We start from the raw sequence: 22,836 nt of genomic DNA, 5'->3' as shown, positions 1-22,836 counted from the left end.
GTCACGTCAGGTCGACTCCGAACAGGGTTTCCAGCGCGCGCCGGGTCTCGTCGTACGAGGTGTGCAGGATGCCGGTCATGCCGAGGGCGTTCGCGGCCTCGACGTTCAGCTCGAGGTCGTCGATGAAGACGCACTCCTCGGCCTTCAGGTCCAGCCGGCGGGCGGCCAGCAGGAAGATCTCCGGCTCGGGTTTGCGCAACCCGACCTCACCGGAGATGACGATGTCGTCGAACATCCCCTCCCAGGTGTCCCGCGGGTAGGTGTTGCCCCACGAGTTCGACAACAGCGCGGTCCGGATCCCGTGCGAGCGGGCCCGGCGGACCAGCGAACCCATGTCCGGCTGGTGCTCGAAATGCGCGAACATCCGCTCGATCAGCCCCTCCGCCGGCACCGGCGTACCATCGCGACGGACCAGGATCGAGGCGAGCTTGCGCTCGAAGTCGGGGACGGCGATCTGGCCGCGCTCGAGGGCGTGGACCGGGTTCAGCTCGGCCTCCGCGGCCGCATCGGCAGGCGTCTCGGCCGGCAGCCAGGCCATCACGGCCTGCACGTACGAATCGAAGTCGAACCCGTCCAGCTCGGCCCACCGCCGCAGCGCATCCTCCAGCCCGGAGGTCAGCACACCGCCCCAGTCCACCAGCAACCCACGCGGCACACCCGACTCCAAAGACATGCGCGCAAGCCTACTCAGCCCAAACCGCCCTAACCGTGGCGGTCCTCCCTCTCACTCCCCGTAATCTCCCGCACCCCACCCACTACCGCAAGCAACTCGGCTGGAGCCTCGCCCCAGCGCGCATGCGGTTCCCCCCACCTCACCGCGTGCACTTCCCCGCCCCCCACAGGGCGGACTGATCAGCGGTTGTATTCGATGGTCACGTCACCGGAGGAGGTCTTGGCGGTGATGCTGCGGGTGGCCGCCGGGTCGCTCCGGATGCTGGCGGTCTCGTCACCGGACGACGTCTCGGTGTCGACCTTGTACGACTGGGTCCCGGTCGGGATCCGGATCGTCACGTCCCCCGAGCTCGACTCGGACTCCACCGACTGCGGCTCGGTGGCGAAGTCGAGGTCCACACTGCCCGAGCTGCTCTGCGTACTCACCGTCGTCGCGGTCAGATCCTGAGCCTCGAGATCACCCGAACTGGACTCCATCTGCAATGCCCCACCAACGCTGTGGACCTCGATACTCCCCGAGCTCGACTTCAGATCCGCGCCGGCCTGCAACCCCGACAGCTTCAGGTCCCCGCTGCTGCTCTCGAGCGTCACCTTGACGTCCTTCGGCACGGTCAGGACGTAGTTCGTGTCGCACCCGAACGACAGGAATCCGCAGCCGGTGTCGCGCAACTCCAGCTTCCCGTCCTCGTACTTCTCCTTCGGGTCGGAGCCGAACACGTTGCGCTCGAACTTCCGCTCGATCTTGATCTCCGACCCGTCCCCGGGCCGTACTTCGACATCGGCCGACCGAGCCTCGATCGTCAGCGCCTGACCCTCCACCGGGTAGGTGTCCTGACTGACCTTGGTGTCCTCGGTCAGCCCGGTCAGCGCCCAGTACAACCCACCGAGGATGAGCGCGACGGAGATGGCGATGCCGTACCGCCGCTCAGTGCTCATCGTGCTCGCCGGCCGGCCCTGAACCTCGGACATGCTTCCCCCTGGGGTGCGGTGACTACCCGTCAACCCTGGCACATCCCCGGCCCCCTGTCGGTGGGGTTTTCCCCCGTATCCCCACCAACCCAACCCTGACCCCACCAGGCACCCCCCTGACCACCCCGCCGCACCCACCACCCGCCGTCCCGCACCTCACCCACCGCCTCAGCCGGACGCCCCCGCGGCCAAACAGACTCAGGTGGCGAGCTCCCTGGCGAGCGTGGTCGCGAACTGCTGGAGCGACTTGCGGAGCTTGCTGGACTTGGCCGACTCAGCCAGGCTCCGCCCGCGCGACATCGCGGCGTCGACCGCACTCTGGTCGAACGGGAGCAGCGCAGCGGCCTCAACCCCCGCGTACCGCCCGAGCGCCTCCGCGACCGCATCCGCCGGAGAACTGCCCAGCGATCCCGAGCGAATCCGGTTGACCACCACCCTGGTGCTGACCGACGGCACCACAGCCCGCAGTTCGTGGATCGCACGGATCAACCGCGTCAGCCCGACCGGGTCCGCCGTACCGACGACGATCACCTCGTCGGCCTCCTCGAGCGTCGCCACCGTCGCACCGTTGCGTCGCGGCGCCAGCGAGTCGAACGAGATCTCCTCGTCGGTCTCGATGCAGAACCCGACATCGACCACCGTCAACGGCGCGAGCATCCGGGCCGTCGACCAGATCGACTCGATCGCGGCTGGCCGCAGCTCGGTCCAGCGATCCGCCCGGCTGAGCCCGGTCAGCACCAGCAGATGCGGTTCGACCTGCCGCGCGTGCTTGGCGAGCATCGCCATGTCGAGCGCACCACTCCCCGCCGAGCGCGCCGCGGCCGCCAGCCCCGACGTCTCGTCGAGCATGCCGAGTTGCTGAGCGACGGTCCCGCCGTACACATCGGCGTCGGCCAGCAGCGTCGGTACGCCCTTCACCGCGAGCTCGCACGCCAGCCCGACGGCGACCGTCGTACGCCCCGGCGCACCCGTCGGACCCCAGACCGCGATCATCCGGCCGCTGCCCTGGCTGTAGACCGGCGGCGGCTGACCGGTCGTCTCCGGCGTCATCGGTACGAACCCACCGGCGAAGTGGGAGACCGACATGGGCGGACCGGACTCGACCGCGTCGGTGATGGCCCGGCCGAGATCCTCCGGGCTGACGTCGGCCGGGAGGATCCGCTCGATCCCCATCCGGCTGAGCCTGTCCTCGGTGCCGAATGGTTCGCCGTTCTCGGAAGGGTCGACCAGCGCGACCACCGCGATCCGACGAGCGTGCAGCGCAGCCACCGCGTCCGACGTCAGCCTGGGCAGATCGTCGGCGAGCACCACCGCGCGTGCCTGTCCGCTCGCGGCCGCCGCCATCACATCGGCGATGTCGACACAGCGCCGTACCACCCGGATTCCCGGCGCGCGCTCAGCCCGCCGTACGACGTCCGCCTCCCACGGCGCCCCGGTGATCGCCAGCAGAATTGGTATCGACATCAGCTGCCTACCCTGACGAGGACCGGCTCGCCCGTGCCCATCGCGGACAGCGCAGCAGGTAGTCGTTGCAGGTCTGACCGGTCCAAGCCGACCAGGACCTGCCGACGAGCAGAACCACCCGCAACCCCTTTCACCGCGTCGATCTGGAGCACCCGGACCTTTGTCCACCACAACTTGGCCGGCTGGTCTCCGTCCTTCGGCACCACCCAGATGTCGACGTCGTCCCCGGCCGCGGTGTCCGAAGGCAGCCGTCCGCTGGCGACCGAGAGCGGCAACTCGGTGCGGTCGCTGTCCGACTCGGACACGGCGGCATCCCGCGGTACGAACTCCCCCGCGTCGACGGCCCTGGTGACGACGAGACCCTTCAGGTCCGCGTCGGCAGCGACGTACCTCCCCGCATCCTCGCTGTTGGTGAAGCGCACCCGCGCGGTGGTCAGGTCGTCGCTCGTCAGCTTCGTCCCCGCTGGAATGTCCTCCTTGGCGGCCCAGATCGTGGTGGTGTCGTCGGCGGACGAGAGCAGCTTGGCGCCGGCCAGTGCGGTGATGGCGACGAGCAGCACGCCGAGCACCAGGCGGCCGTCCTTCCACCGGGCCCGCCGGTTGCGCTGGGCCGGGACGGACGGGGCCCCGAAGCCGGTACTGCGCACTGCTGTGTCGACCACGTCGAACTCCCCAGTCAATCGATCGTCTCGAAGCCGACATTCTGCCGTGTCGAGGCACCTCCGCGTGAACGGCTATCCACAGGCTGTCAGCCTGGGGACAAACGGGATCGTCCGGCCGCCAACCGTGGCAAACTGAAGGAACCAACCACTACGTGAAGGAGCAGAACGGATGCCGGCTCCGCGATTCCTCCAGCTCGCCGACGTCGCCGAGGTGCTCAACATCTCCGCGAACCAGGTGTACGCCCTGGTCCGCCGCGGTGACATCCCCGCGGTCAAGATCGGCGGCCGCGGCCAGTGGCGGGTCGAGGCGACCGAGCTGGAGAAGTACATCGAGCGTCTCTACACCGAGACCCGGGAGTTCATCGACGCCCACCCGTTCGGCGAGGAGGCCGAGCAGTCGGAGGACGTGCACAACTAACGGCGGCGTAGGACTGCAGGGCTAACGGCGGCGGAGGGCGCAGAGTGCCTGGGTCGGCACCAAGCGCAGGTTGTAGACCTCGGTCCGCCGCCGCGGCGCATCCAGCGGATGCTCCGCGATCTCCAAGAAATCCGCCCCGACCCGATCGATCGTCCCGGTGACCGGCACCCCACCGCAGAACAGCGTCACCGGTGAGCGGTCCCGCGCGATTCCGCGCAGCAGGTGCGCAAGACCCAGCTTCCCCGCCACCGCCCCGACGGCCGGTTCGGCCCACGGCCCCAGTCGATGGACGGCGACCAGCGCGGCGACCGGGATCAGCCATTCCTCGTAGCGTTCGGCCTCGATCAGCAAACAGTCCTTCCCGACCCGGGTGAGCAGCCCCTGGACCGGCTCGGCGTCCCTCAGTTCCACCCGTACGACGGTGTCGACCGCACCGCGAAGCCGGTCGAGCACGGTGATCTTGCCGACCTCGGTGCGGATCCGGTCCGCCACCTCGCCGTACAGATCTCCCTCCTGGAGCGCGTCGAACTGCGACTCCAGATCCGCGAACAACGCATCCCACCGCATGGGCGCGAACCTACCCGATCGCGCTCACCTTCCGTACGGCAAGCCGACGCTGCGTGACATTTCCACTTGCGAACTGCCCTCAGTAGCGGTCTATAGTGGTCAAGCCGAAGCAAACTAACGCAAACTCATAGATCAGAGACAAAGCGGGGTGAACGCGATGATCCGGGGAGCGAAGGGCATCCTCGCGCTGGTGGCGCTGGCCGGCCTGGGCCTCGCTCTGCGCTGGATGACGGCCGGTTCGATCGGCGCGGCGAACAGCCACGACCTCGACTCGATGGCCGTGCTCGCGGTCGGGACCGTGGCCTGGATGGCCTACGGCTGGCTCGTCCTGGCCGTACTGGCGACCGTTCTGGAGCAGATCCCAGGCGCGATCGGAGCTATCGCCTCCGCAGTAGTCGGGCGGATCACCTCACAGACCTCGCGCACCCTGCTCCGCTCCGCCCTAGGCCTGGCCGCCGTCACTCCCCTCACCGTCGGCGCAGCCCACGCCACCCCAGGCGACGGCACCACGTCCCGCCCGTGGACCCAGCTAGAACCCCGCTCCACCGTCCAACCCACCAGCACCACCTGGCGCACAACGGAGCCACCCTCAACCATCCGCCTGTCCGGCCCCTCGCCGTACGCCCGCCCCCTGGGCGGCGCGGTCCCCTCCGGTACGACGAACTCCACGAACCGCCCCACCACCGAGCCACCCTCCACCGTCCGCCTCACCGGCCCGGCCACGGACACCAGCACCAACCGCCCGCAGGACACCGTGCGTGAGAGCGCCCGCCCGCAGAACGCCGTGCGTCAGGGCGCTCGCCCGCAGGACGCTGTACCGGCGACGCCACAGCAGACGGCCTCACAACCTCCAACCGGCACCACCCCCGGCACGCCGGACTCCGCGGACTGGCGCAGCACCGAGCCACCGTCCACCATCCGCCTCACCGGTCCGGCCTTGGCCGCACCCGCCGATCGCCAACAGGACGCCGCACCGGCAACGCCTCCGCGGCCGACTGGCGGTCGTACGAGGTCTGGTGTGCCGAGGGATGCCAAGGCGCGGGATGAGGTGCCGGGTGGGACTCGGGTGCGGGTTGGTGTGCCGGATCGGCCGACCGCAGGTGCTGCCACCCGGTACACAGACGTGCGGTCAGGTCAGCCAGTGCGAGTGCCCGCACGTGTAGTCGTCAAGCCCGGCGACACCCTCTGGAGCATCGCCGCAAAAGACCTCGGCCCGGATGCCACGGACGACGACATCGCCGCCCGCTGGCCGGCCTGGTACGCCGCCAACCGCCAACTGATCGGGCCCGACCCCGACCTGATTCTTCCCGGCCAGGTGCTGCGAATCCCGGCATCCGCGACCGGCAACCCCGTGCCGCCCACCCACCAGGAGAAGTGACATGAGCCAGAACCTGCCCGCGGTCCCGTCCCAGCACCCCACCCCGAGCCGCACCCTGGCCCCGGTCCCACCACTCTCCAACACCACACCCACCATGCCCGACCCCGCACAACCCCAGCCCGACCTGACCGCAGTAGCCGCACCCCGCCTCCGCGCGGTGAACCCCCACCCAACCCACCACACAATCCCCGCCACCGTCCGCCACGCCGGCACCATGCCCACCGCAGCCCTAACCCTCCGCCACCAGGCCCTCCCTCATCTAGCCATCACCCCCACTCCACCCGAGCCCCAGACCGAGGACGCAGTTGCTGGATCAGCCTCGGCCGACTCGGCTGGTCCTGCAGCAGCCCCGGCCGAGCGCGCAGCTTCTGCGGCTGTCCCGACCGATGCCTCAGCCACCCCTGCAGCACCGGTCGCACCTGCGGCTGCTGCCGGAGTCGAATCCGATCAGAGCAAGGCCCGCGAGCGAACAGCAGCTTCGAGTCGAGCACTCGCCGTGGTCCCGGAACCTGCTGACGGCGCGGCACCCACCGAGTCGACGCCTTCCCCGAGACGGGTTGCACCTGCAGGACCTGGGTTGCCAGATCCTCGCGCCTGGGGCGGCCGGTTGGCGCAGGCAGTATCCGAGGTCCTGGCAGGCGACCGCCCAATCTCACAACTGGTGCGCTTCACGGACGAGGCAGTATTCGCCGACCTCAACCGCCGGGTCCGCTTACTAGGCCTGACCACCACCGCCACCGCCCGCGGCGCCAAGGAACGCAGCTCCATCCGTTCAGTCCACGTCTGCACTCCCGCAAGGGAGGTCGCCGAAATCGCCGCCCACGTCCGCCACGGCGACCGCTCCCGAGCCATCGCCCTCCGCCTCGAGATCCGCCGCAACCGCTGGGTCTGCACAGCCCTCGACCTCGGCTAACCCCACGCCACCCGACCACCCACGACCCCAAACTCAACCGAGACAAGCTGCTCTTCCGCGCCGACATGCTCTGCCGTCGGCGAGGCTGGTCAGCCAGGGCAAGCCGCTCAGCCGACGCGAGCTAATCAGCCGAGGCGGCCTGCTCTACAAGGCAACGTGATCTACCGCGGCGGCCCCGGGTCAGCCGAGTCGAACTGTTGTGGCGTGCCGATCTGCTCTGTCGTTGGTGAGGCCGATCATCCGAGGCGGCTTGCTGTGCAAGCGCGTGGGCCTGCTGCAACGGGCACCGGGCAGCCGAGGTGAGCTCTCGCCGAGGTAGCTGGTTTGCCGGCGCGGCCTGCTGCTGCCGCGATGTGTGACCATGCGACGTGCTCTGACGGGTCGACGTACCCGCCGCGCGGCTCGGGCTGCTGTGGTCATGTGGTCTGGTGGGTTTCGTCAGGTGGTCTGGCTTCGCGTGCCGTCACGGATTTGGGCCCGGCCGGGTGCCTGGAGGCCCTGTGCGATGTCGCGTAGGTGGTGTTGGGCTTCGTGGGCTGCGCGGGCGGCTAGGTGTGTGATGGTGCGGGGTGAGCCGTTTGAGGCGGTGCCTTCTTGCTGCCATGCGGGGGCGGGGAGGGTCTTGAGTACGGCGGTCAGGCTGGTGCAGGTGCCGCGGATGGTGGTGAGGACGTCGGTGAGGCGTCGCTCGTCGTAGCGGTGGGTGGCGGTGTGGGCGTCCCAGCCGAACGGATCCAAGGTGGGACGGTTCTCCGTCAAGACGCGGTTTATGCGCTCGGCGTGCCAGGCGATCGCGTCGGCGGTGTGTGCCATGTATTCCAAGGGTGGCCACTCCTCGGCGGCAGGTCGGGTCCGGAGCGGACCGTCGCTGTCTTGAAGGCCGAGGTTGAGTAGCAGCCGCGGCAGGTGCTCTGGGAAGCCGCCGATGACTGCGACGGCGTGTTCAGGCGGGGCGTCCCAGTCGTAGCTGCATTTCGTGCAGATGGTCACCGGCAAGACGTTAGCTGGCTCGGGTGCGCCGGGTGGTGGTTTGGAGGGTCGCGGTCGGTAGGACTGGCGGGTGTGCGCGGCGGGGTTGAGGTGTCGGAGGGGGCGCGGGTGCGGGGGTAGTTTCGGGGTATGGAGTTCGACCGGTACACCGTGATTTTGTTGACGTTGCGGGCGGATGCGCGCTTGATGACGGACGATGAGGCGGCTGAGCTTCAGGATCGGCATTTGGCGCATGGTGCCGAGATGCAGGATCGGGGGTTGGTGCTGGCTCGGGGGCCGCTGATGGGGCAGGACGACGAGCGGTTTCGTGGGTTCTCCGTTTGGTCTGTGGATGCGGAGACTGCGCGGCAGCACGCCGAGGCCGATCCGGCGGTGCGGGCCGGGCGGTTGGCGGTGAACGTTATGACGTGGATGATGCCGGCGGGCAATCTTCAGTTTACGAAGGTGCGGGCGCCCCGGTCGATCGCCGAAGCGGCTGCTGACTAAGCAGAGCTCCGGGGTGGTGCGGCGGCCGTTCGGGTCGGGATCGGCCTGATCGTCGCGGGGGTGTTGGGGAGCGCAATCGGATCGTGTGGTTGTTGTCATGTGGTTGCGGTGGGGGCGGGCGTACGGTGGCCGGATCGGTCGATGGATCGGTTTCGTCGTTCGGGGGAACGAATGCCTGACAGCACGATCAGCAGTGCGGTGAAGTCGGCCCGCTCAATCACTACGCCTATGACAACCGGCTGGCCGGCGTCCACTGGGGTGGCGCCGGATCAGCCGGCTCTGCATCGTCTGAGCGCCGGCTCGCCGCCGGGAGTTCGGGTGATGGATGTACGGCGTCCTGTGGGGCAGACGATCGCCCAGCGGGCGGCAGCCGAGCTGGCGGCGGCCGGGCAATGGGCTGCGGCGCATGCCAGGACGCATCTGCCGGCGGTGCCAACCGTGCAGGCAGCGGCGAGGCACAGCGCGGAAACGGGGCCCTCGGCAAGCAATTCTCGGTCGACGACGGCGAGCGATCTGTTGGCGGAGGTGGGCGCCGGATCGACCATCGCGGAGTGGTGCGCTTTGCACCCGGCTGCGGAGCGGGGGGCTCGGCACGGTGCCGCAGTGGCGAGTGCCGGAGACCTGGCCGCGGAGGGTGGCGCGGTGGGGCGGATGGGGGTCGGCGGGCGTGACGCGGCGGAGCTGACGGGGGTCGGCGGGCGCGGCGCGGCGGAGCTGACGGGGGTTCGCGGGGCCGGGGCGGTGGAGCGGGAGAGGGTCGTGGGTGGGGGTCTCCGTTGGTGGAGGTCGGTTGGACGGGTGCTGGGAGTGTCTTCGGTGGCGGTCTCGTGTCGTTGGGTTTTGCGGCGGATCGGCTGGTTGCGGGCGGGTTCGGCGTAAGGACTTCGGCTGAACGGCTGGTAGAGGTTGGGTACGCGCGGAGTGTTCTGGCTGAGGGCGGGTGGGACAGGCGCTGGGCTGGAAATGTCGGTAGGGGGTTGCAGACTGGTGGGGTGAGTGAGTTCGAGCCGTATCGTGAGCGTCCGGCGCGGGTGCCTGGGGCTGCGCTCTGGACGCGGACGGCGGAGGGTGGGGAGTATCGGATCCTCCCGGACGGGTGCATGGATCTGCTGCTGATGGACGATGAGTTGATCATCGCGGGGCCGGACAGTCGGGCGTGGGTTGGGTCGGCTGAGGCGGGGACGAAGTACGCCGGGATCCGGTTTGCGCCGGGGACGGCGCCGCGGTTTCTCGGGGTGCCGGCGCGGGAGTTGCTGAACAAACGGGTCCCGTTGAGCGATCTGTGGTCGCCTGCGCGGAGTCGGCGGTTGGCCGATCAGGTACGGTCGGCGGCTGTGCCGGCGTTGGCGTTGGAGCAGGTGGTGGCGGGGTTGGCTGAGGAGCCGCCGGATCGGCTGATCACGCAGGTACTGCGTGCTGTTCGGAGCGGAATGCTTCGGGGTGGAGCCGGGGTGCTGTCGCTGGCGGGGAGTGTCGGGTTGAGTGAGCGGCAGTTGCATCGGCGGTGCCTGAACGCGTTTGGATACGGGCCGAAGATGCTCGATCGCGTACTGCGGATGAACGTTGCGCTCGACCATGCACGCACGGGGATTGCACTGGCCGATGTCGCGGTTCTGACCGGGTACGCCGATCAGGCCCACCTGACCCGGGACGTCAAAGCCCTCACCGGTCTGCCGCCTCGAATCCTCCTGAGCTGAGTCCGCCCTGCCCGCGGCTGACGGCACCCTCGGGTTGTAATACATAGCTAGCTATGGGATTCTCATAGCAAGCTATGGATTGGAGTGCGTGATGACTGTGGTGGCTGAGCGACGGGCTGGTGGTCGGAAGCGGGTTCGGGGGCGGCAGCGGATGGCGCATTTGGTGGGCGGGGTGGTGTTGGTTGCTTATGTTTATGTGCCGGGTGGCCCTGGGGTGGTGCTTGAGACGGCGGTTAGGTGGGTGGTGCTGCCGGTGCTGGTCGGGTCGGGTGTTGTGATGTGGCAGTGGGCGAGGATTCGACGGTGGATGAGGAAGCGGGGAACCCGGGTGTGAGTGAGCGGAGCCGGCAGACGACCGCGCGGGTGCGGGCGGCGTCGGCGGGGTCGGCGCGGGCGGGATCGACGCGGGCAGGGGTGGCGTCTTTTCGGGCCGAGTCGCTGGGCTATCAGGTCAATCAGCTGGCGCGAATGCTGGCGCAAGGGCTGGCCGCGCGGATCGCGCCGTACGGGGTGGTGCCGGGGCAGTTTGCTCAACTGTTGGCGTTGTTCGAGCAGGATGGGCTGACCCAGCGCGAGTTATGTGATCGAGTTCGGATCGAGCAGGCGACGATGGCGAACACCCTGCAGCGCATGCAACGTGACGGTCTGGTTCGGATCGTTCCTGATCCAGATGACCGCCGCCGGGTGAGGGTGTATCTGACCGATCAAGCCCGCGCGATCGAAGACGATCTCGTCGCCGCCGCGCGCGAGCTGAACGCCTCGGCCACCGACGGACTGACCGACGCGGAGATCACGCAGTACCTGGAGCTGACCGCACGCCTGATCGGCAATCTGGAAACCGGCTGAGGCGAACCGGCGCACGTGTCACCATTGCTGTTTGTGAGTTCGCGTCCTGCTGAGATCGGTACGGCGACATTGCGGCACAACCCGCTCAACGCGGTGACCGCGACCGTCGAGCGGGTGACGTACGCCGATGGCCGCACGCTGATCCGGAAAGCGCTGCGGAAGCCGGCGACCTCGACTGGGCCGTGGGCCGCATCCGAGGATCCGAGGCACTGGAACTACTGGCGTCGCGAGGTCGAGGTCTACCGCGACGACGTACTGCGAAAGCAACTCGCCGACGCGGGGCTGGTGCTGCCGGAGGCCGACGTCGTGGAGCTCGCGGCCGGCGCAGTACTGATGATGGAGGACATCGAGGGCGCGCGCGGGACCGAGTTCTCGCTGGCTGAGCACGCTGCGTTGGCGAGGGCGTGTGGGCGGTGGCAGGCGCGGCCGGCGGGCGATCGCCCGTGGACGTCGGTCGGGTTTCTGCGCGACTACTCGACGTCTCGCGACGTGCCATGGGCGCTGCTCGACGACGACGCGGCCTGGCGGCAGCCGCTGGTGGCTGAGACCTGGCCGGCCAGGTTGCGAGAAGCGTGGACCCAATTGGTTGCCCATCGCAATGATCTGCTCGAGCTGGTGGCGCGATTGCCGCGGGCTCGGTGCCACCTCGACCTCTGGGTGTCGAACATCATCCAGCGGCCGACCGGCGAACTCGCGTTGCTCGACTGGGCATTCACCGGCGACGGCGCGCTGGGTGAGGACATCGGCAACCACATCCCCGACGCCGTGTTCGACCTCTTCTGGCCGGCCGAGCGGCTGCCCGAACTCGCCGAGACGTGCATCGACAACTACCTCGACGGCCTGCGCGAAGCAGGTTGGCGAGGCAGTTCCGACGACGTCCGCCTCGCCGTGATGGCGTCGGGGGTCAAGTACGCCTGGCTCCTCCCTGGCCTACTCGGCCGGGCCTCCGACACCTCTCACAACGCCTATCACCAGCAAGCCGACAGCCACCACCTCTTCCATCAACGCGGCCAAGCCCTCACCTTCGTCGCCAACTGGTGCGCGCAGGCGCTCAAAGCACGACCGTGAAACCACCTGGCTGAATCAGGACCTGAGAGGTTCCCCCGGTCAGCCGGCGGCGGGAGTGCAGGTTGCCGTCGGCGGTGTAGATGTAGGCGGTGGCGCCCGGGGTGTTGGTGATGGTGAAGGTCCGGGGATGTGGGTCGACGCTGGCCAAGAGAACAGCCGTGCCTAGGCGGAGGGTGCTGATGGTGGGCAGGAGGAGCAGCGCGTCGATCTGGAGATCCTGGCCGGATACAGCTGTTGCCTTGAGAGTTGCGGCGTACGGCGGAAGCGGCGTGGGCAGCGTGATGGGTTGCAGCGCGCCGGGGGCCGCAGAGATGCCTTGAGGGCCGAGCGCATCGTGGTTGATGGACCCGAGTGACCGGGAGCCCGCGGTCCACCTGGAGCGGCCGGGGTTCAGGAGGTTCACTACCGGCAGGACCAGGCGCGGCGACGACGAGGAGGGCACGGTCCACTCGGCACTGCCGCCGGCAGCCAAGGAGACGTAGGAGCCGTTGCTCCATTGGGATTCGCCGGTCCAGGCGGACGGCGGGGTCACGACCTGGCCGCCCGTGGCAGCCTCGCCTTCGACCACCTGCAGGCCAGAACTCGTCAGCGGACCCGCACTCAGTCGGAGAAGGCCCGGGTTGGCGTCCAACGCGAGCATGGAGAGTTGGCCGTGGATGGTGGATTCGGCGCCGGAGTTGCGATTGATGACGCCGTCGCCGGAGATGCCGTCGTACGTGCGGCCGGTCGCCGGGTCGTACATGGGTGACGCAGCCCGGTTCGCGCCGAAGTACCAGGCGGCAACGAAGGCGGCGACCTGCTTCAACCCGGGCAGTCCGACGGCCAGGAGACCCTGCAGCCGCGCGTCGACGCCGTAGGCGATCTGGGTACGGTCGATCGGTGCCGGCAGCCAGCCGTTGTCCGGTCCACCGGCAGTCATCAGCAGCGGTGTGAAGCCGGCCGTGTCTCCAACTGCCGGATCCAGTAGTCGACGCGAGCCAAGCACTGACGAGGCCGCGGCGAGTGCGGACGGCATCTGCGCGCCCCACGCGTGCCAGACAGAGATGGACTCGCCCCACGGCAGCAGGGCGCGGAACGGCCAGGACCGGCTCGTGCCGGCGCTCATGTGAGAGATGCCTTCGGCGAACTGGGTCAGTGCGCGTCGGGCCCGCGTGGACCCGCGGGCACGGACGTACGCCGCAAGGCCGAGGACGGCCTCGGACGTTGCGTCGGCGCCGTTCACGATCAGCCAGGCAGGAAGGCGGCGGCCGTCGACGATGTTCCATTGGCCGTAGCGGGAAAGAACCTGGCGCTCCAGGGCAGAGATGGCCAACTCGAGGCGAGCCTTCAGGAAATCGGCGAAGTCCCGGTCGACCCGGCGGAAGGTGGCGTATCCCTCCCCCACAGCCCACACGAAGCGGGCGAGCCAGTACGACGGTCCCGAGTCGGAGGGGTCTGGGAGTTCGACTGGATCGGCGCTGGGATTGAGGGTGCCATCCGGCTGCATCCAGAGAACGACATTCCCGTTGGGCGACTGAAGGTAGGTGAGGCCTCGGAGGAGGTCTCGCGCCGCGGTGAGGGAACTACGGTCGCCGAACTGCCGATGGTGGCGTAGGTACACCACAGCAGCGCGGGAGATGTCGTCCGCGTTGAAGGCGCCCTGGCCGTAGGTGTCGGTGACCGGGTCGTACGTCCCGCCGCCGATGCGCTTGTAGGAGCCGTCCGCTTGGCGGTCCGCATAGGTCCAGAGCACACCCAGAGGTCCGGAGCCGTACGTGCTGTGTCCGGCGGCAGCAGGTGGTGTGACCGACGTACGCAAGTAGTCGAGATGCGCGAGGTTGCTCAGACGGCCGGCAGCAGAAGCCGGCAACGCAGGAGCCGGCAATGCGGAGGCCGGCAACGTGACAGCAGAAGTGGCGCCCAGCGCTACAGCTCCACCGATGACGGTTCGGCGGGTGACAGTCATGTCAGCCGGTCCAATCTGGCGACACCGATGGCGGCGTCGGCCATGCCGTAGAAGACGTACCGGACCCCATCCACTTCCTCGATGGCTGTTGGGAACACCACGTTCCCGACCGTTCCGACTCGCTCCTCCTCGGTTTCAGGAACGAGCAGCGGTTCCGACGACCGGGCGATCACCCGGGTCACATCGGAGGCGTCCAGCAGCAGCGCCCCGGCCGCATAGCTGACCTTCTGCGTCGTCGGGTCGAAGCCCTGCGGCTGTTCACCCGTCACCCCGTGATGGATCACCAGCCAGCCCTCCGGCACCCGCAGCGGCGCCGGCCCGGCTCCGATCTTCAGTTCTTCGAAGGGGTACTCCGACATCGCGACCAGCCGGTGGTTGCGTAGGTGCACCAGGTTCCGCACGTCACGGTCGACGTCGGCGACCGGTACGAAGGACACCCAGATTCCGGGCCGTTCGTCGGTGATGCCGGCGGGGAGATGGATGCCTTCTCCTTCGCGGAACCAGCCGAGGTCCCACATCGGCCGGTGCAGCATCGCGTAGGACAGTTCGCCGTCGGGGCCCGGGACGGGTTCGGGGAAGAAGACGGTGTCTTTGTTGGGGAAGAGGTTCAGGTCGGTGTCGAGGTCTGGTTGGTACTCGAAGTGCAGCGGCCCGATCCGCTCCCACGACCGCAAGTCCCGCGACAACGCCAACGCCGGCTTCGGACCCAGCGGGCCATAGGCGACATACGTCATCACGTGGGTGTTCAGCGACGGGATCCAGGTCACCCGCGGGTCCTCCACGCCGGCGTTGTTCAGCCCGCGTTCCCAGCCCTCGTCCGGCGCCAGTACGACGCCTTCGCGTCGGACGCCGACCGGCACACCATCCTTCAACTCCACCTCGGCCAGGCCGACCCGCGACACGTTGCCCGCGGCCACCAGCCGCGGAAGCAGGTACAGGGTGCCGTCAGGCGTGTGCCCGGTGGCCGGGTTCAGCACCCCTTCGGCCTCGAGTTCGTTGCCCGGCTCGGGCGTCATCAGCACGCCGACACGGGTGAGCGCATAAGGAACAGTCACGACAAAGCCTTTCCAGAAAAGACGAGTTAGCCCTTGACCCCGGACTCGAGGTTCGCGGCAATGAAGCGGCGCTGGAAGATCAGGAACAACGTCACGGCCGGCGCGGCCAGCACACACGCCCCGGCGAGGACGGCACCGAACGGGTTCGCCGCCCGGGCCGACACGGTGGTCAGGTAGTTCGACAGTGACACCGCGAGCGGCTGCAGATCCTGCTGTTTGGTGATCAGGAACGGCCAGAGGAACTCGTTCCACGGCCCGATGAAGGTCAGCAGTACGCCGGTCAGCAGGGCGGGTTTCACCAATGGGATGGCCACCCGCCACAGGATGCTCAGCTCGCCGGCACCGTCGATCCGGGCCGCGTCGAACAACTCCTGCGGAAGCTGCAGGAAGTACTGCCGGAACACGAAGACCGCGGTCGAGTTGATCGCGAACGGCAGGATCATCCCGAGGTAGGAGTCGGCCAGGCCGTAGCTGCGCACGATCAGTACGTACAACGGAATGGTCAGCAACTGGAACGGCACCACCTGGACCAGCAGCATCAGGTTGAACACGACCCCCCGGCCGCGGAACCGCAGCCGGGCCAGGGCATATCCCGCGAGGACGCCGAACACGAGTGTCCCGAGGATGACACCGCCGGTGAAGATCCCCGAGTTGATCAACGACTGGCCGAGGCTGATCGCCTTGTCGATCTCGCCGTAGTTGTGCAGGGTCAGGTTGCCCAGCTCCGGGAAGGCACCGCGCACGGACGGGTCCGGCTCGGTCTGCAGGCTGCCGATCAGCATGTAGTAGAAGGGGAACAGGAACACGAATGCGCCGAGCAGCAAGGCGACGAAACGGAGTCGCATCAGTCCTCCCTCCCTACGAAGCGTCGTTCGATCAACGCGAGAATCAGGACGCCGATCACCAGCAGCACCCCGATCGCGGACCCGATGTCCGGGTTCCCCTGTTCGATGCCCTTCTGGTACATCACCAGCACCGGCGACGCCGACGCGCCGTCCGGACCGCCACCACCGGTCAGCAGATAGGGCTCGGTGAACAGGTTCGCCCCGGTCACCGTCGCGAGCAGTACGACGAGGGTCGTGGCCGGCCGGACGCCGGGAACCGTCACGTTCAGGAACGACTTCCACCGTCCGGCACCGTCCATCGAGGCCGCCTCGTACAGATCCTTCGAGACGTTCTGCAGTGCGGCCAGATACAGCAGGATGAAGAACCCGAGCTGTTTCCAGGTCACGTAGATCGCGATCGTCGGCATCGCCAGCTTCGAGTTCACCAGCCAGGACGGATCCGGCGCGAGCGGCCCGAGGATGGTGTTCACCAGGCCGTTCGAGTTGAACAGGAACAGCCAGACCCCGACCACCGCGACGCTCGCGGTCACGTACGGCACGTAGTAGCTGACCCGGAAGAACGTCCGCCACCGGATCGCCGCGTTCAGCGCGTTCGCCAGGACGAGCGACAAGATGACGGTCAGCGGCACGTTGATGACCAGGAAGATCCCGACGTTGACGAACGCCCGTCGTACCGCGGGATCCGACAACACGGTGACGTAGTTGGCGAATCCCACGAACGGCCGGTCCACGACCGCGCCGGGCGCGGTGAAGAAGTAGTCGTGGAACGACATGTAGACGGCGAACACGAGCGGGTAGGCGAACACGAGCGCCAGGAACACCAGGTACGGCGTGACGAAGGCGGAACCGATCGGCTGGTCACCCAGCACCTTCGCGAGAATGCCACGCCGTCCTGCTGTCCCGGTCGGGGCCAATCGGCTCATGACTGTGCGGCGAGCTGATCGACCTTCTGCGCGGCGCCGTCGAGGGCCGCGCCGGGGTCCTCCTGGCCGAAGATCACGGACTTGGAGTACGCGTCCCGGAAGGTCTGCCAGATGGTGATCGAGTTCGCCACGTTCGGCACCTCGACCGTGCGCGCCGCCTGGTCCGCGAACGTCTTGTACGCCGGGTTCTTGGTGAAGTAGTCCGCGTACGTCGACGCCACGTCCTTACGCAGCGGCATCTGGCCGGTGGTCTCCAGGAACTTGCCGTCCTGCTCCTGGCTGGTGGCGAACTTCAGCACCTCCCACGCGGTGCCGCGGTTCTTGCACGCCGAGTACATCGCGACGTTCTTCGCATCGGAGAAGGTGTGGATCTCATTGGCCGGCTTGCCGGCCGAGGTCGGCACCGGGACGACGCCCCAGTCGACCTTGCCCTTGTACGTCGCGATCGCCCACGGACCCACCACGGCCATCGCGGCGGTGCCGTCGACGAACGCGTCACCGGTGTACTTCTCCTGCGACGCCAGCTTGTCGGCGTACATGGTCCGCCAGAAGTTCGCGACCTTCTTGCCCTCGTCGGAGGCGAGCGTGGCCTTGCCGTCCTCGACCAGTTGCTTGCCACCGGACTCGGCCGCGTACAGCGGGTAGAAGTCGAACCAGGACTGGTAGAACTCGTTGCTCGGCGCCGGGTAGATGGCGAACTTCGCAGCCTTCGCGGCGACCAGCTTCTTCGAGGTGGCGAGGAACTCGTCGTACGTCGCCAGCGGCGGCTTCGCGGTGTCGATCCCGGCCTTGGCGAACGCCTTCTTGTTGTAGAACATCATCACCGGGTTCGACTTCCACGGCAGCTGGTAGTACTTGCCGTCGGTCGACTTGTACTGCTGGGCGACGTCGCCCGAGCGGTCCTCGATGTACGACTTCCCGTCGGAGAAGCTGTCCAGCGGCACCAGACCGCCCTGCTTCTGGAACTGCGAGACCGAGGCCGGCGAGGTGTTGAAGATCAGGCAGGGCGCGTTGCCCGCGGTGATCGCGGCACCGATGACCTCCTCGGAGCTCTTCCCGGTCGGGATCTCCTGCGAGGTGACCTTCTGGTCCGGGTGCGCCGTGTTCCAGGCCGCGACCATCTGCTTGCCCCAGGCCACTTCCTCGGGGTTGTTCGAGTACCAGATGGTGATCGGGCCGGTGGCCTTGGCCGCGGCGTCGGCATCACCAGAGCCGCCGCCACTGTCACCGCACGCGGCGAGTGAGCCGACCAGCACCAGGGCCAGCAGTCCAGCTTGCAGTTTCATCTTTCCTCCAGGGGGAGCACTACACAGGGGACGCACCGGTGGACCGGCGGACGACCAACTGCGCGGGTGGGAGCTCGACATCGGGTACTACGTCCGCACCGTCGACGAGCTGGTTGAGGGTCTGGGCGGCCGCCTCGCCGAAGCGGAACGGGTCGGCGCGCACGGTGGTCAGGCCGGGGTGGACGTACTCGGCCAGTTCGCTGTCGTCGAACCCGGCGATGCTGAGGTCGTCCGGCACGGTCAGTCCGGCCGCCTGGGCGGCACCGAGGCCGGCGATCGCCATCCGGTCATTGGCGTAGACGATCGCAGTCGGCGGCTGCGGCAGCGCCAGCAGTCGCTTGGTCGCCTCGATCCCGCCCGCGGCGGTGAAGTCGCTGGTCTCGAGCGCCACCGGCTCGACCTCGGCGGCGGCCAGCGTCGACACGAAGGCCGTGGACCGGGCCGTCGCGTGCACGAATGCGGGCGGACCCGCGACGTGCGCGATCCGGCGGTGACCGAGCGACAGCAGATGCTCGACGACCGCGACGGTGCCGGGCCGGTCGTCCAGGATGACGGCCGGGAACGGCGAGGCGCCGTCGGGCCGGTTCAGCGTGACGGCGGGAAGACCGAGCTCGACCAGCAGGTCGATCCGGGGGTCGTCATGCCGGAGGTCGGAGAGGAAGACACCGTCGACGCGGGCGTCCTGCGCCAGCCGCCGGTAGCCCGCCTCCTCTTCCTCGCCTGCGGTGACGACCTGCAGGACCAGGGCCTGTCCGCGGGCGGACAGGACACTCTCGACCCCCGCGATGAAGGCCGGGAAGAACGGGTCGGACGACAGCACGTCCGGGTCCCGGGTGATCACCAGACCGAGGGCGAACGCCTTCGAGACCGACAGGGACCGGGCCCGGTTGCTCGGCCGCCAGCCCAGCTCGTCGGCGGCGGCGAGGATCTTGTCCACGGTCGCACTCGCCAGGCCGGGCCGTCCGTTCAGCGCGAACGACACCGCGCCCTTGGACACACCCGCCCGGGTCGCCACATCGGCGATCGTCGGCCGCTGTTTGCTCATCAGACCTCGCTTGACGGCGTTTAAACCGGTTTAAACAGTCACTAAACCGGTTAAAACGTCGTACGTCAAGATCTGGCGGTATGCGCAGTACCGCAATCTGCGGGCGGTTTCGCGCACTCTTTTGCAGCCGATCGCTTGACGCCGCCAGGGCCCGACGGCTTGACTAGGTCGGCAGTGACGCACCCAGCCGGTAGCGGAACCAGCGCCCTTCGTGCGGCGCCCCTGGATCCGGAGCCCGGTTTTCAGGCGCCAGGGCGTGGTGAAGCCCGAGGCGGGGTCGCGTCGCCGGGACCGATGGAGCAATCGTGTCCGACACTCGCCCGCTCACCCGTCGTCTGCTCCTGGCCGCACTGGCCTCCGACCTGCTGCTCCGCGATGCCGCCGGCAATCTCGTCATCGACGAGGACTGGGGCGAACCGCTGCTCGACCTCCGCACGCAGGACAAGCGGAATCGCATCGCCCAGAAGGGCGACACGCTCAGCATTGTGCGGCGCGACGTGGACGTCTCTGTCCCGGGTGACTCCGGGTACGTCCGCAAGACCTGCTGAACCAATCCATTCACCTGCGAACGGCTGGAGACCTCTATGTCTCACTCTGCCCTTTCACGTCGGGACGTACTACGAGCCGCCGCCGCGCTGGCCGCGATCGGCACCGTCGGCGCCTGCGGCAAGTCCGGTGACACCGAAGAGGCCGGTGGTGTCGTCACCGTCGACCTCTGGCACGGCCAGGTCGACACCGGCAAGGCCGCGATCGATGCCCTGATCACCGAGTTCAACAAGACCCATCCGACCATCAAGGTGGTCGGCGGCGGTGGCGGCGTCACCGCGGACAGCATGCTGCAGAAGGTCACCGCGGGCCTGGCGGCGGGTTCCTACCCGGATGTCGCGTACATCTTCGGCTCGGACCTCGCCAGCCTGACCCGTAGCCCGAAGGTCGCCGACCTGAGTGATGCGATGAAGCTCGACGACATCTGGCCGGCCGCGAAGGACGCGGTGACGGTGAAGGGCAAGGTGCGCGCGGCGCCGGCCCTGCTGGACTCGCTCTGCCTGGTCTACAACAAGAAGCTGTTCAGCGCCGCCGGACTGCCGGAGCCGAAGCCCGGCTGGACCTGGGACGACTTCGTCACCACCGCCAAGACCCTCACCAATCCCGGCAAGGGAATCTTCGGCACCGGCTGGCCGGGAGTCGGCGACGAAGACACCGTCTGGCGGCTCTGGCCGATGATCTGGGACCTCGGCGGCGACGTGGTGAACTCCGATGGCAAGTCCGTTGCCTTCGACAAGGTCGGTGAGCAGGCCCTCGGCACGCTCGACCGGCTGCGCACCGACAAATCGCTCTACGTCGACCCGAAACCCGGCGGCGAGCAGCTCTACCAGGTGTTCCTCGGCGGCCGGATGGGAATGGTTGCCACCGGCCCCTGGCAGCTCCCCGACATCCTCGACACAGGTCTCGAGTACGGCGTGGTGCCGCTGCCGTCGTACTCCGGGAAGCCGGTGACGATCTCCGGCCCGGACACCTGGACCGTGTTCGACAACGGCAAGGCCAAGGTGAAGGCGGCCACCGAGTTCGTCACCTGGCTGAGCAAGCCGGAGCAGGACATCCAGTGGGACATCGAGGGCGGCAGCCTGCCGATCAGTAAGGCGACGGCCGCCCTCCCGCAGTGGAAGAAGCACGCCACCGAGACGAACGGGCTACAGGTGTTCGTGGACGCGCTGGACACCGCGAAGGTGCGTCCGACCATCACGGCCTACCCGCAGATCTCGCAACACCTTGGCCAGGCGATCGTCGCCGTCCTGCTGGGGAAGAAGCGTCCGGCCGATGCGCTGAAGGAGTGTGTCGACAAGTCGAACGCCGCGCTCGCGGTCCCGAACTGATGGCCAGCGTGGTCGGTACGTTCACTGTCGACCCGAGGAGCCGGGCGGAGCGCCGTACCAGAGGCGAAGGAGCGACGGGCTGGGCGTTCGTCAGCCCGTCGGTGCTGCTCATCCTGGGGCTCAGCGTCGTACCGGTGCTGTGGTCGTTGCTGTTGTCGTTCCAGGTGAACGACCTGGTCTCGCCGAGTCAGTGGGTCGGGCTGGCCAACTACAAGGCGCTGGCCAAGGACCCGGAGTTCAGGTCGGCGGTCCAGCACACGCTCGTCTACACCGTCCTGTACGTGCCGCTCAGTGTGGTCGGCGGATTGGCGATCGCGATCATGCTCGACCGGAAGATCCGGTTCATCGGTCTCTACCGGACGCTGGTGTTCGTGCCGTTCGTGCCGTTCGTGGTGTCGGCGGCGGCGCAGGGTGTGCTGTTCTCGTTCGTGCTCGACCCGGAGTTCGGTGCGGCCAACTCGGTGCTGCACAAGCTCGGCCTGCCGGCGCAAGGGTTCTTCAGCGATCCCGGGCAGGCGCTGTATCTGCTGGTCGCGATCTCCTTGTGGAGCGGGACCGGCTTCTGCGTGATCGTCTATCTCGCCGGTCTGCAAGGGGTTTCGACCGACCTGGTCGAGGCTGCGCGGATCGACGGTGCCGGGCGGTTCGCCGTACTGCGTCATGTCGTCCTGCCGGCGTTGACACCGGTGACGATCTTCCTGCTGCTGTTCCAGACCATCAACGCGTTGCAGGTGTTCGATCTGGTCTTCGTCACCACCAAAGGCGGGCCGCTGGAGTCGACGACTGTGATCGTCTACTTCATCTGGGAGAAGGCGTTCAAGACGTTCACGGCCGGCTACAGCGCGGCCGCGGCGTACACGTTGGCCGTCGGCCTGCTGGTCATCGGGGTGGCTTTTCAGCTCTACCGGCGGAGGGCGGCCCGATGAAGATCAGTCCTTGGCATCTCGTGCTCGCGCCGCTGGCCGCGCTGTTCGCGTTGCCGTTGGTGTGGCTGCTGATCAGCTCGGTGATGAGCAACGCGGAGATCAACCGGTTTCCGCCGGCGCTGATTCCCAGTGGGATCAACCTGGACGGGTACCGGTATGTGCTCGGGAACGCGTTGTTCCCGCGCTGGTTCCTCAACTCGCTGATCGTCTCGACAGTCGCGGTGACGGCGAACCTGGTGCTCGGATCGTTCGCCGGGTACGCGTTCGCGCGGATCCGGTTCGCCGGCTCGAAGGTGGTTCTCGGGCTGATGCTGGCGACGATGGTGATCCCGTTCCAGCTGACGATGATCCCGACCTTCCTGGTGATGAAGCAGCTCGGGCTGATCGACACCCTCGGTGCGCTGATCATCCCGTCGCTGGTCACTCCATTGGCCGTGTTCCTCTTTCGCCAGTTCTTCGTCAGCCTGCCGCGCGAGCTCGAAGAGGCGGCCTGGATCGACGGGTGCGGCCGGCTGCGCATCCTCGTCTCGATCGTGCTGCCACTGGCCCGGCCGGCGCTGAACACGGTCGCCGTACTGACTTTTCTGAGCACCTGGAACGACCTGACCTGGCCGCTGATCGCGATCAATCACGACACCAACTACACGCTCCAGCTCGGACTGACCACCTTCCAGGGCCAGCACCACACCCAGTGGGCTGCCGTGATGGCCGGCAACGTCATCACCGTGCTACCGGTCCTCCTGGGATTCCTGCTGGCCCAGAAGGCTTTCATCCGCTCGCTGGCATCTACCGGACTCAAGGGCTGAT

Annotated in this window: 23 protein-coding genes; 11 read left to right on the top strand and 12 right to left on the bottom strand. The window is 67.9% G+C overall.

Annotation, left to right across the window (positions count from 1 at the left end):
* Position 1: 1 nt before the first annotated feature.
* The 4 genes from ACGFIF_RS14380 to ACGFIF_RS14365 all read right to left on the bottom strand — a co-directional run bounded on the left by ACGFIF_RS14380 (position 2) and on the right by ACGFIF_RS14365 (position 3,767).
* Positions 2–673 (bottom strand): HAD family hydrolase, encoded by a 672-nt coding sequence (locus tag ACGFIF_RS14380; protein ID WP_393154708.1) that lies wholly within the window; start codon positions 671–673, stop codon positions 2–4.
* A 179-nt stretch (positions 674–852) separates the two neighbouring features.
* Positions 853–1,641, bottom strand: coding sequence for a DUF4097 family beta strand repeat-containing protein (locus tag ACGFIF_RS14375; protein WP_393154707.1), 789 nt, complete (start codon positions 1,639–1,641; stop codon positions 853–855).
* 198 nt (positions 1,642–1,839) lie between these two features.
* Positions 1,840–3,105 carry a CpaE family protein gene (locus tag ACGFIF_RS14370; protein ID WP_393154706.1) on the bottom strand — a complete coding sequence of 422 codons (1,266 nt, stop codon included), beginning with the start codon at positions 3,103–3,105 and terminating at the stop codon, positions 1,840–1,842.
* On the bottom strand, positions 3,105–3,767 hold the full coding sequence (locus ACGFIF_RS14365; protein WP_393154705.1) for an SAF domain-containing protein: 663 nt from the start codon (positions 3,765–3,767) through the stop codon (positions 3,105–3,107). Before ACGFIF_RS14365 ends, ACGFIF_RS14370 begins: the two co-directional genes overlap by 1 nt.
* 169 nt (positions 3,768–3,936) lie before the next feature.
* On the opposite strand from ACGFIF_RS14365, the gene ACGFIF_RS14360 reads away from it, so the two are divergent.
* Positions 3,937–4,185, top strand: coding sequence for a helix-turn-helix domain-containing protein (locus ACGFIF_RS14360; protein WP_393154704.1), 249 nt, complete (start codon positions 3,937–3,939; stop codon positions 4,183–4,185).
* Between the two features lie 21 nt (positions 4,186–4,206).
* Here the strand turns inward: ACGFIF_RS14360 and ACGFIF_RS14355 are convergent, their stop codons facing one another.
* On the bottom strand, positions 4,207–4,752 hold the full coding sequence (locus tag ACGFIF_RS14355; protein WP_393154703.1) for a hypothetical protein: 546 nt from the start codon (positions 4,750–4,752) through the stop codon (positions 4,207–4,209).
* Between the two features lie 157 nt (positions 4,753–4,909).
* Here ACGFIF_RS14355 and ACGFIF_RS14350 point away from each other — a divergent pair, with 157 nt between their 5' ends.
* A complete protein-coding gene (locus tag ACGFIF_RS14350) occupies positions 4,910–6,130 on the top strand; it encodes a LysM peptidoglycan-binding domain-containing protein (protein ID WP_393154702.1) in 1,221 nt (406 codons plus the stop codon).
* Position 6,131: 1 nt separating this feature from the next.
* Positions 6,132–7,043: an Rv3235 family protein gene (locus ACGFIF_RS14345; RefSeq protein WP_393154701.1), complete on the top strand. Its 912-nt coding sequence runs from the start codon at positions 6,132–6,134 to the stop codon at positions 7,041–7,043.
* A 438-nt stretch (positions 7,044–7,481) separates the two neighbouring features.
* On the opposite strand, the gene ACGFIF_RS14340 is transcribed toward ACGFIF_RS14345, so the two are convergent.
* Positions 7,482–8,033 carry a DinB family protein gene (locus ACGFIF_RS14340; protein ID WP_393154700.1) on the bottom strand — a complete coding sequence of 184 codons (552 nt, stop codon included), beginning with the start codon at positions 8,031–8,033 and terminating at the stop codon, positions 7,482–7,484.
* A 129-nt stretch (positions 8,034–8,162) separates the two neighbouring features.
* On the opposite strand from ACGFIF_RS14340, the gene ACGFIF_RS14335 reads away from it, so the two are divergent.
* The 4 genes from ACGFIF_RS14335 to ACGFIF_RS14320 all read left to right on the top strand — a co-directional run bounded on the left by ACGFIF_RS14335 (position 8,163) and on the right by ACGFIF_RS14320 (position 12,130).
* A complete protein-coding gene (locus tag ACGFIF_RS14335; protein WP_393154699.1) occupies positions 8,163–8,519 on the top strand; it encodes a YciI family protein in 357 nt (118 codons plus the stop codon).
* A 992-nt stretch (positions 8,520–9,511) separates the two neighbouring features.
* Positions 9,512–10,216 (top strand): helix-turn-helix domain-containing protein, encoded by a 705-nt coding sequence (locus tag ACGFIF_RS14330; protein WP_393154698.1) that lies wholly within the window; start codon positions 9,512–9,514, stop codon positions 10,214–10,216.
* Positions 10,217–10,519: 303 nt separating this feature from the next.
* Positions 10,520–11,062 carry a MarR family winged helix-turn-helix transcriptional regulator gene (locus ACGFIF_RS14325; RefSeq protein ID WP_393154697.1) on the top strand — a complete coding sequence of 181 codons (543 nt, stop codon included), beginning with the start codon at positions 10,520–10,522 and terminating at the stop codon, positions 11,060–11,062.
* A gap of 33 nt (positions 11,063–11,095) precedes the next feature.
* The gene (locus tag ACGFIF_RS14320; protein ID WP_393154696.1) at positions 11,096–12,130 is read left to right on the top strand and encodes an aminoglycoside phosphotransferase; all 1,035 of its coding nucleotides are present in this window, start codon (positions 11,096–11,098) and stop codon (positions 12,128–12,130) included.
* Here ACGFIF_RS14320 and ACGFIF_RS14315 read toward each other — a convergent pair.
* Genes ACGFIF_RS14315 through ACGFIF_RS14290 form a run of 6 tightly spaced genes read right to left on the bottom strand, consistent with a single transcriptional unit; the run spans position 12,114 to position 19,229 of the window.
* Complete coding sequence (locus ACGFIF_RS14315; RefSeq protein ID WP_393154695.1) at positions 12,114–14,075, bottom strand: hypothetical protein; 1,962 nt, start codon at positions 14,073–14,075, stop codon at positions 12,114–12,116. The genes ACGFIF_RS14320 and ACGFIF_RS14315 overlap by 17 nt on opposite strands.
* On the bottom strand, positions 14,072–15,130 hold the full coding sequence (locus tag ACGFIF_RS14310; RefSeq protein ID WP_393154694.1) for a glycosidase: 1,059 nt from the start codon (positions 15,128–15,130) through the stop codon (positions 14,072–14,074). Before ACGFIF_RS14310 ends, ACGFIF_RS14315 begins: the two co-directional genes overlap by 4 nt.
* Before the next feature lie 26 nt (positions 15,131–15,156).
* Positions 15,157–15,975, bottom strand: a complete 819-nt coding sequence (locus ACGFIF_RS14305; RefSeq protein WP_393154693.1) for a carbohydrate ABC transporter permease — start codon at positions 15,973–15,975, stop codon at positions 15,157–15,159.
* Entirely contained in the window at positions 15,975–16,898 is a 924-nt protein-coding gene (locus ACGFIF_RS14300) for a carbohydrate ABC transporter permease (protein ID WP_393154692.1), read from the bottom strand. The genes ACGFIF_RS14305 and ACGFIF_RS14300 overlap by 1 nt, the downstream gene beginning before the upstream one ends.
* Positions 16,895–18,184: an extracellular solute-binding protein gene (locus ACGFIF_RS14295; protein ID WP_393154691.1), complete on the bottom strand. Its 1,290-nt coding sequence runs from the start codon at positions 18,182–18,184 to the stop codon at positions 16,895–16,897. Before ACGFIF_RS14295 ends, ACGFIF_RS14300 begins: the two co-directional genes overlap by 4 nt.
* Positions 18,185–18,203: 19 nt before the next feature.
* On the bottom strand, positions 18,204–19,229 hold the full coding sequence (locus ACGFIF_RS14290; RefSeq protein WP_393154690.1) for a LacI family DNA-binding transcriptional regulator: 1,026 nt from the start codon (positions 19,227–19,229) through the stop codon (positions 18,204–18,206).
* 305 nt (positions 19,230–19,534) lie between these two features.
* Here ACGFIF_RS14290 and ACGFIF_RS14285 point away from each other — a divergent pair, with 305 nt between their 5' ends.
* From ACGFIF_RS14285 to ACGFIF_RS14270, 4 genes are read left to right on the top strand one after another with little or no spacing between them, the layout of a single operon-like run.
* Positions 19,535–19,777: a hypothetical protein gene (locus ACGFIF_RS14285; RefSeq protein ID WP_393154689.1), complete on the top strand. Its 243-nt coding sequence runs from the start codon at positions 19,535–19,537 to the stop codon at positions 19,775–19,777.
* Between the two features lie 36 nt (positions 19,778–19,813).
* Positions 19,814–21,103: an ABC transporter substrate-binding protein gene (locus ACGFIF_RS14280; protein ID WP_393154688.1), complete on the top strand. Its 1,290-nt coding sequence runs from the start codon at positions 19,814–19,816 to the stop codon at positions 21,101–21,103.
* Positions 21,103–22,029: a carbohydrate ABC transporter permease gene (locus ACGFIF_RS14275; protein WP_393154687.1), complete on the top strand. Its 927-nt coding sequence runs from the start codon at positions 21,103–21,105 to the stop codon at positions 22,027–22,029. Before ACGFIF_RS14280 ends, ACGFIF_RS14275 begins: the two co-directional genes overlap by 1 nt.
* A complete protein-coding gene (locus tag ACGFIF_RS14270; RefSeq protein ID WP_393154686.1) occupies positions 22,026–22,835 on the top strand; it encodes a carbohydrate ABC transporter permease in 810 nt (269 codons plus the stop codon). Before ACGFIF_RS14275 ends, ACGFIF_RS14270 begins: the two co-directional genes overlap by 4 nt.
* The last annotated feature ends 1 nt before the right edge of the window (position 22,836 follow it).

The organism is Kribbella sp. NPDC049174, assembly GCF_043197365.1.
Classification (GTDB): domain Bacteria; phylum Actinomycetota; class Actinomycetes; order Propionibacteriales; family Kribbellaceae; genus Kribbella.
The sequence above is the reverse complement of the archived record's forward strand: the minus strand, read 5'-3'. Positions and strand labels throughout refer to the sequence as shown.

What these genes read in the sequence shown, in the direction of transcription:
- ACGFIF_RS14275 (WP_393154687.1), top strand. Translation starts at nt 21,103, where the DNA reads ATGGCCAGCGTGGTCGGTACGTTCACTGTCGACCCGAGGAGCCGGGCG.
- ACGFIF_RS14370 (WP_393154706.1), bottom strand. Translation starts at nt 3,105, where the DNA reads ATGTCGATACCAATTCTGCTGGCGATCACCGGGGCGCCGTGGGAGGCG.
- ACGFIF_RS14350 (WP_393154702.1), top strand. Translation starts at nt 4,910, where the DNA reads ATGATCCGGGGAGCGAAGGGCATCCTCGCGCTGGTGGCGCTGGCCGGC.
- ACGFIF_RS14315 (WP_393154695.1), bottom strand. Translation starts at nt 14,075, where the DNA reads ATGACTGTCACCCGCCGAACCGTCATCGGTGGAGCTGTAGCGCTGGGC.
- ACGFIF_RS14375 (WP_393154707.1), bottom strand. Translation starts at nt 1,641, where the DNA reads ATGTCCGAGGTTCAGGGCCGGCCGGCGAGCACGATGAGCACTGAGCGG.
- ACGFIF_RS14290 (WP_393154690.1), bottom strand. Translation starts at nt 19,229, where the DNA reads ATGAGCAAACAGCGGCCGACGATCGCCGATGTGGCGACCCGGGCGGGT.
- ACGFIF_RS14270 (WP_393154686.1), top strand. Translation starts at nt 22,026, where the DNA reads ATGAAGATCAGTCCTTGGCATCTCGTGCTCGCGCCGCTGGCCGCGCTG.
- ACGFIF_RS14295 (WP_393154691.1), bottom strand. Translation starts at nt 18,184, where the DNA reads ATGAAACTGCAAGCTGGACTGCTGGCCCTGGTGCTGGTCGGCTCACTC.
- ACGFIF_RS14335 (WP_393154699.1), top strand. Translation starts at nt 8,163, where the DNA reads ATGGAGTTCGACCGGTACACCGTGATTTTGTTGACGTTGCGGGCGGAT.
- ACGFIF_RS14355 (WP_393154703.1), bottom strand. Translation starts at nt 4,752, where the DNA reads ATGCGGTGGGATGCGTTGTTCGCGGATCTGGAGTCGCAGTTCGACGCG.
- ACGFIF_RS14360 (WP_393154704.1), top strand. Translation starts at nt 3,937, where the DNA reads ATGCCGGCTCCGCGATTCCTCCAGCTCGCCGACGTCGCCGAGGTGCTC.
- ACGFIF_RS14345 (WP_393154701.1), top strand. Translation starts at nt 6,132, where the DNA reads ATGAGCCAGAACCTGCCCGCGGTCCCGTCCCAGCACCCCACCCCGAGC.
- ACGFIF_RS14280 (WP_393154688.1), top strand. Translation starts at nt 19,814, where the DNA reads ATGTCTCACTCTGCCCTTTCACGTCGGGACGTACTACGAGCCGCCGCC.
- ACGFIF_RS14300 (WP_393154692.1), bottom strand. Translation starts at nt 16,898, where the DNA reads ATGAGCCGATTGGCCCCGACCGGGACAGCAGGACGGCGTGGCATTCTC.
- ACGFIF_RS14305 (WP_393154693.1), bottom strand. Translation starts at nt 15,975, where the DNA reads ATGCGACTCCGTTTCGTCGCCTTGCTGCTCGGCGCATTCGTGTTCCTG.
- ACGFIF_RS14380 (WP_393154708.1), bottom strand. Translation starts at nt 673, where the DNA reads ATGTCTTTGGAGTCGGGTGTGCCGCGTGGGTTGCTGGTGGACTGGGGC.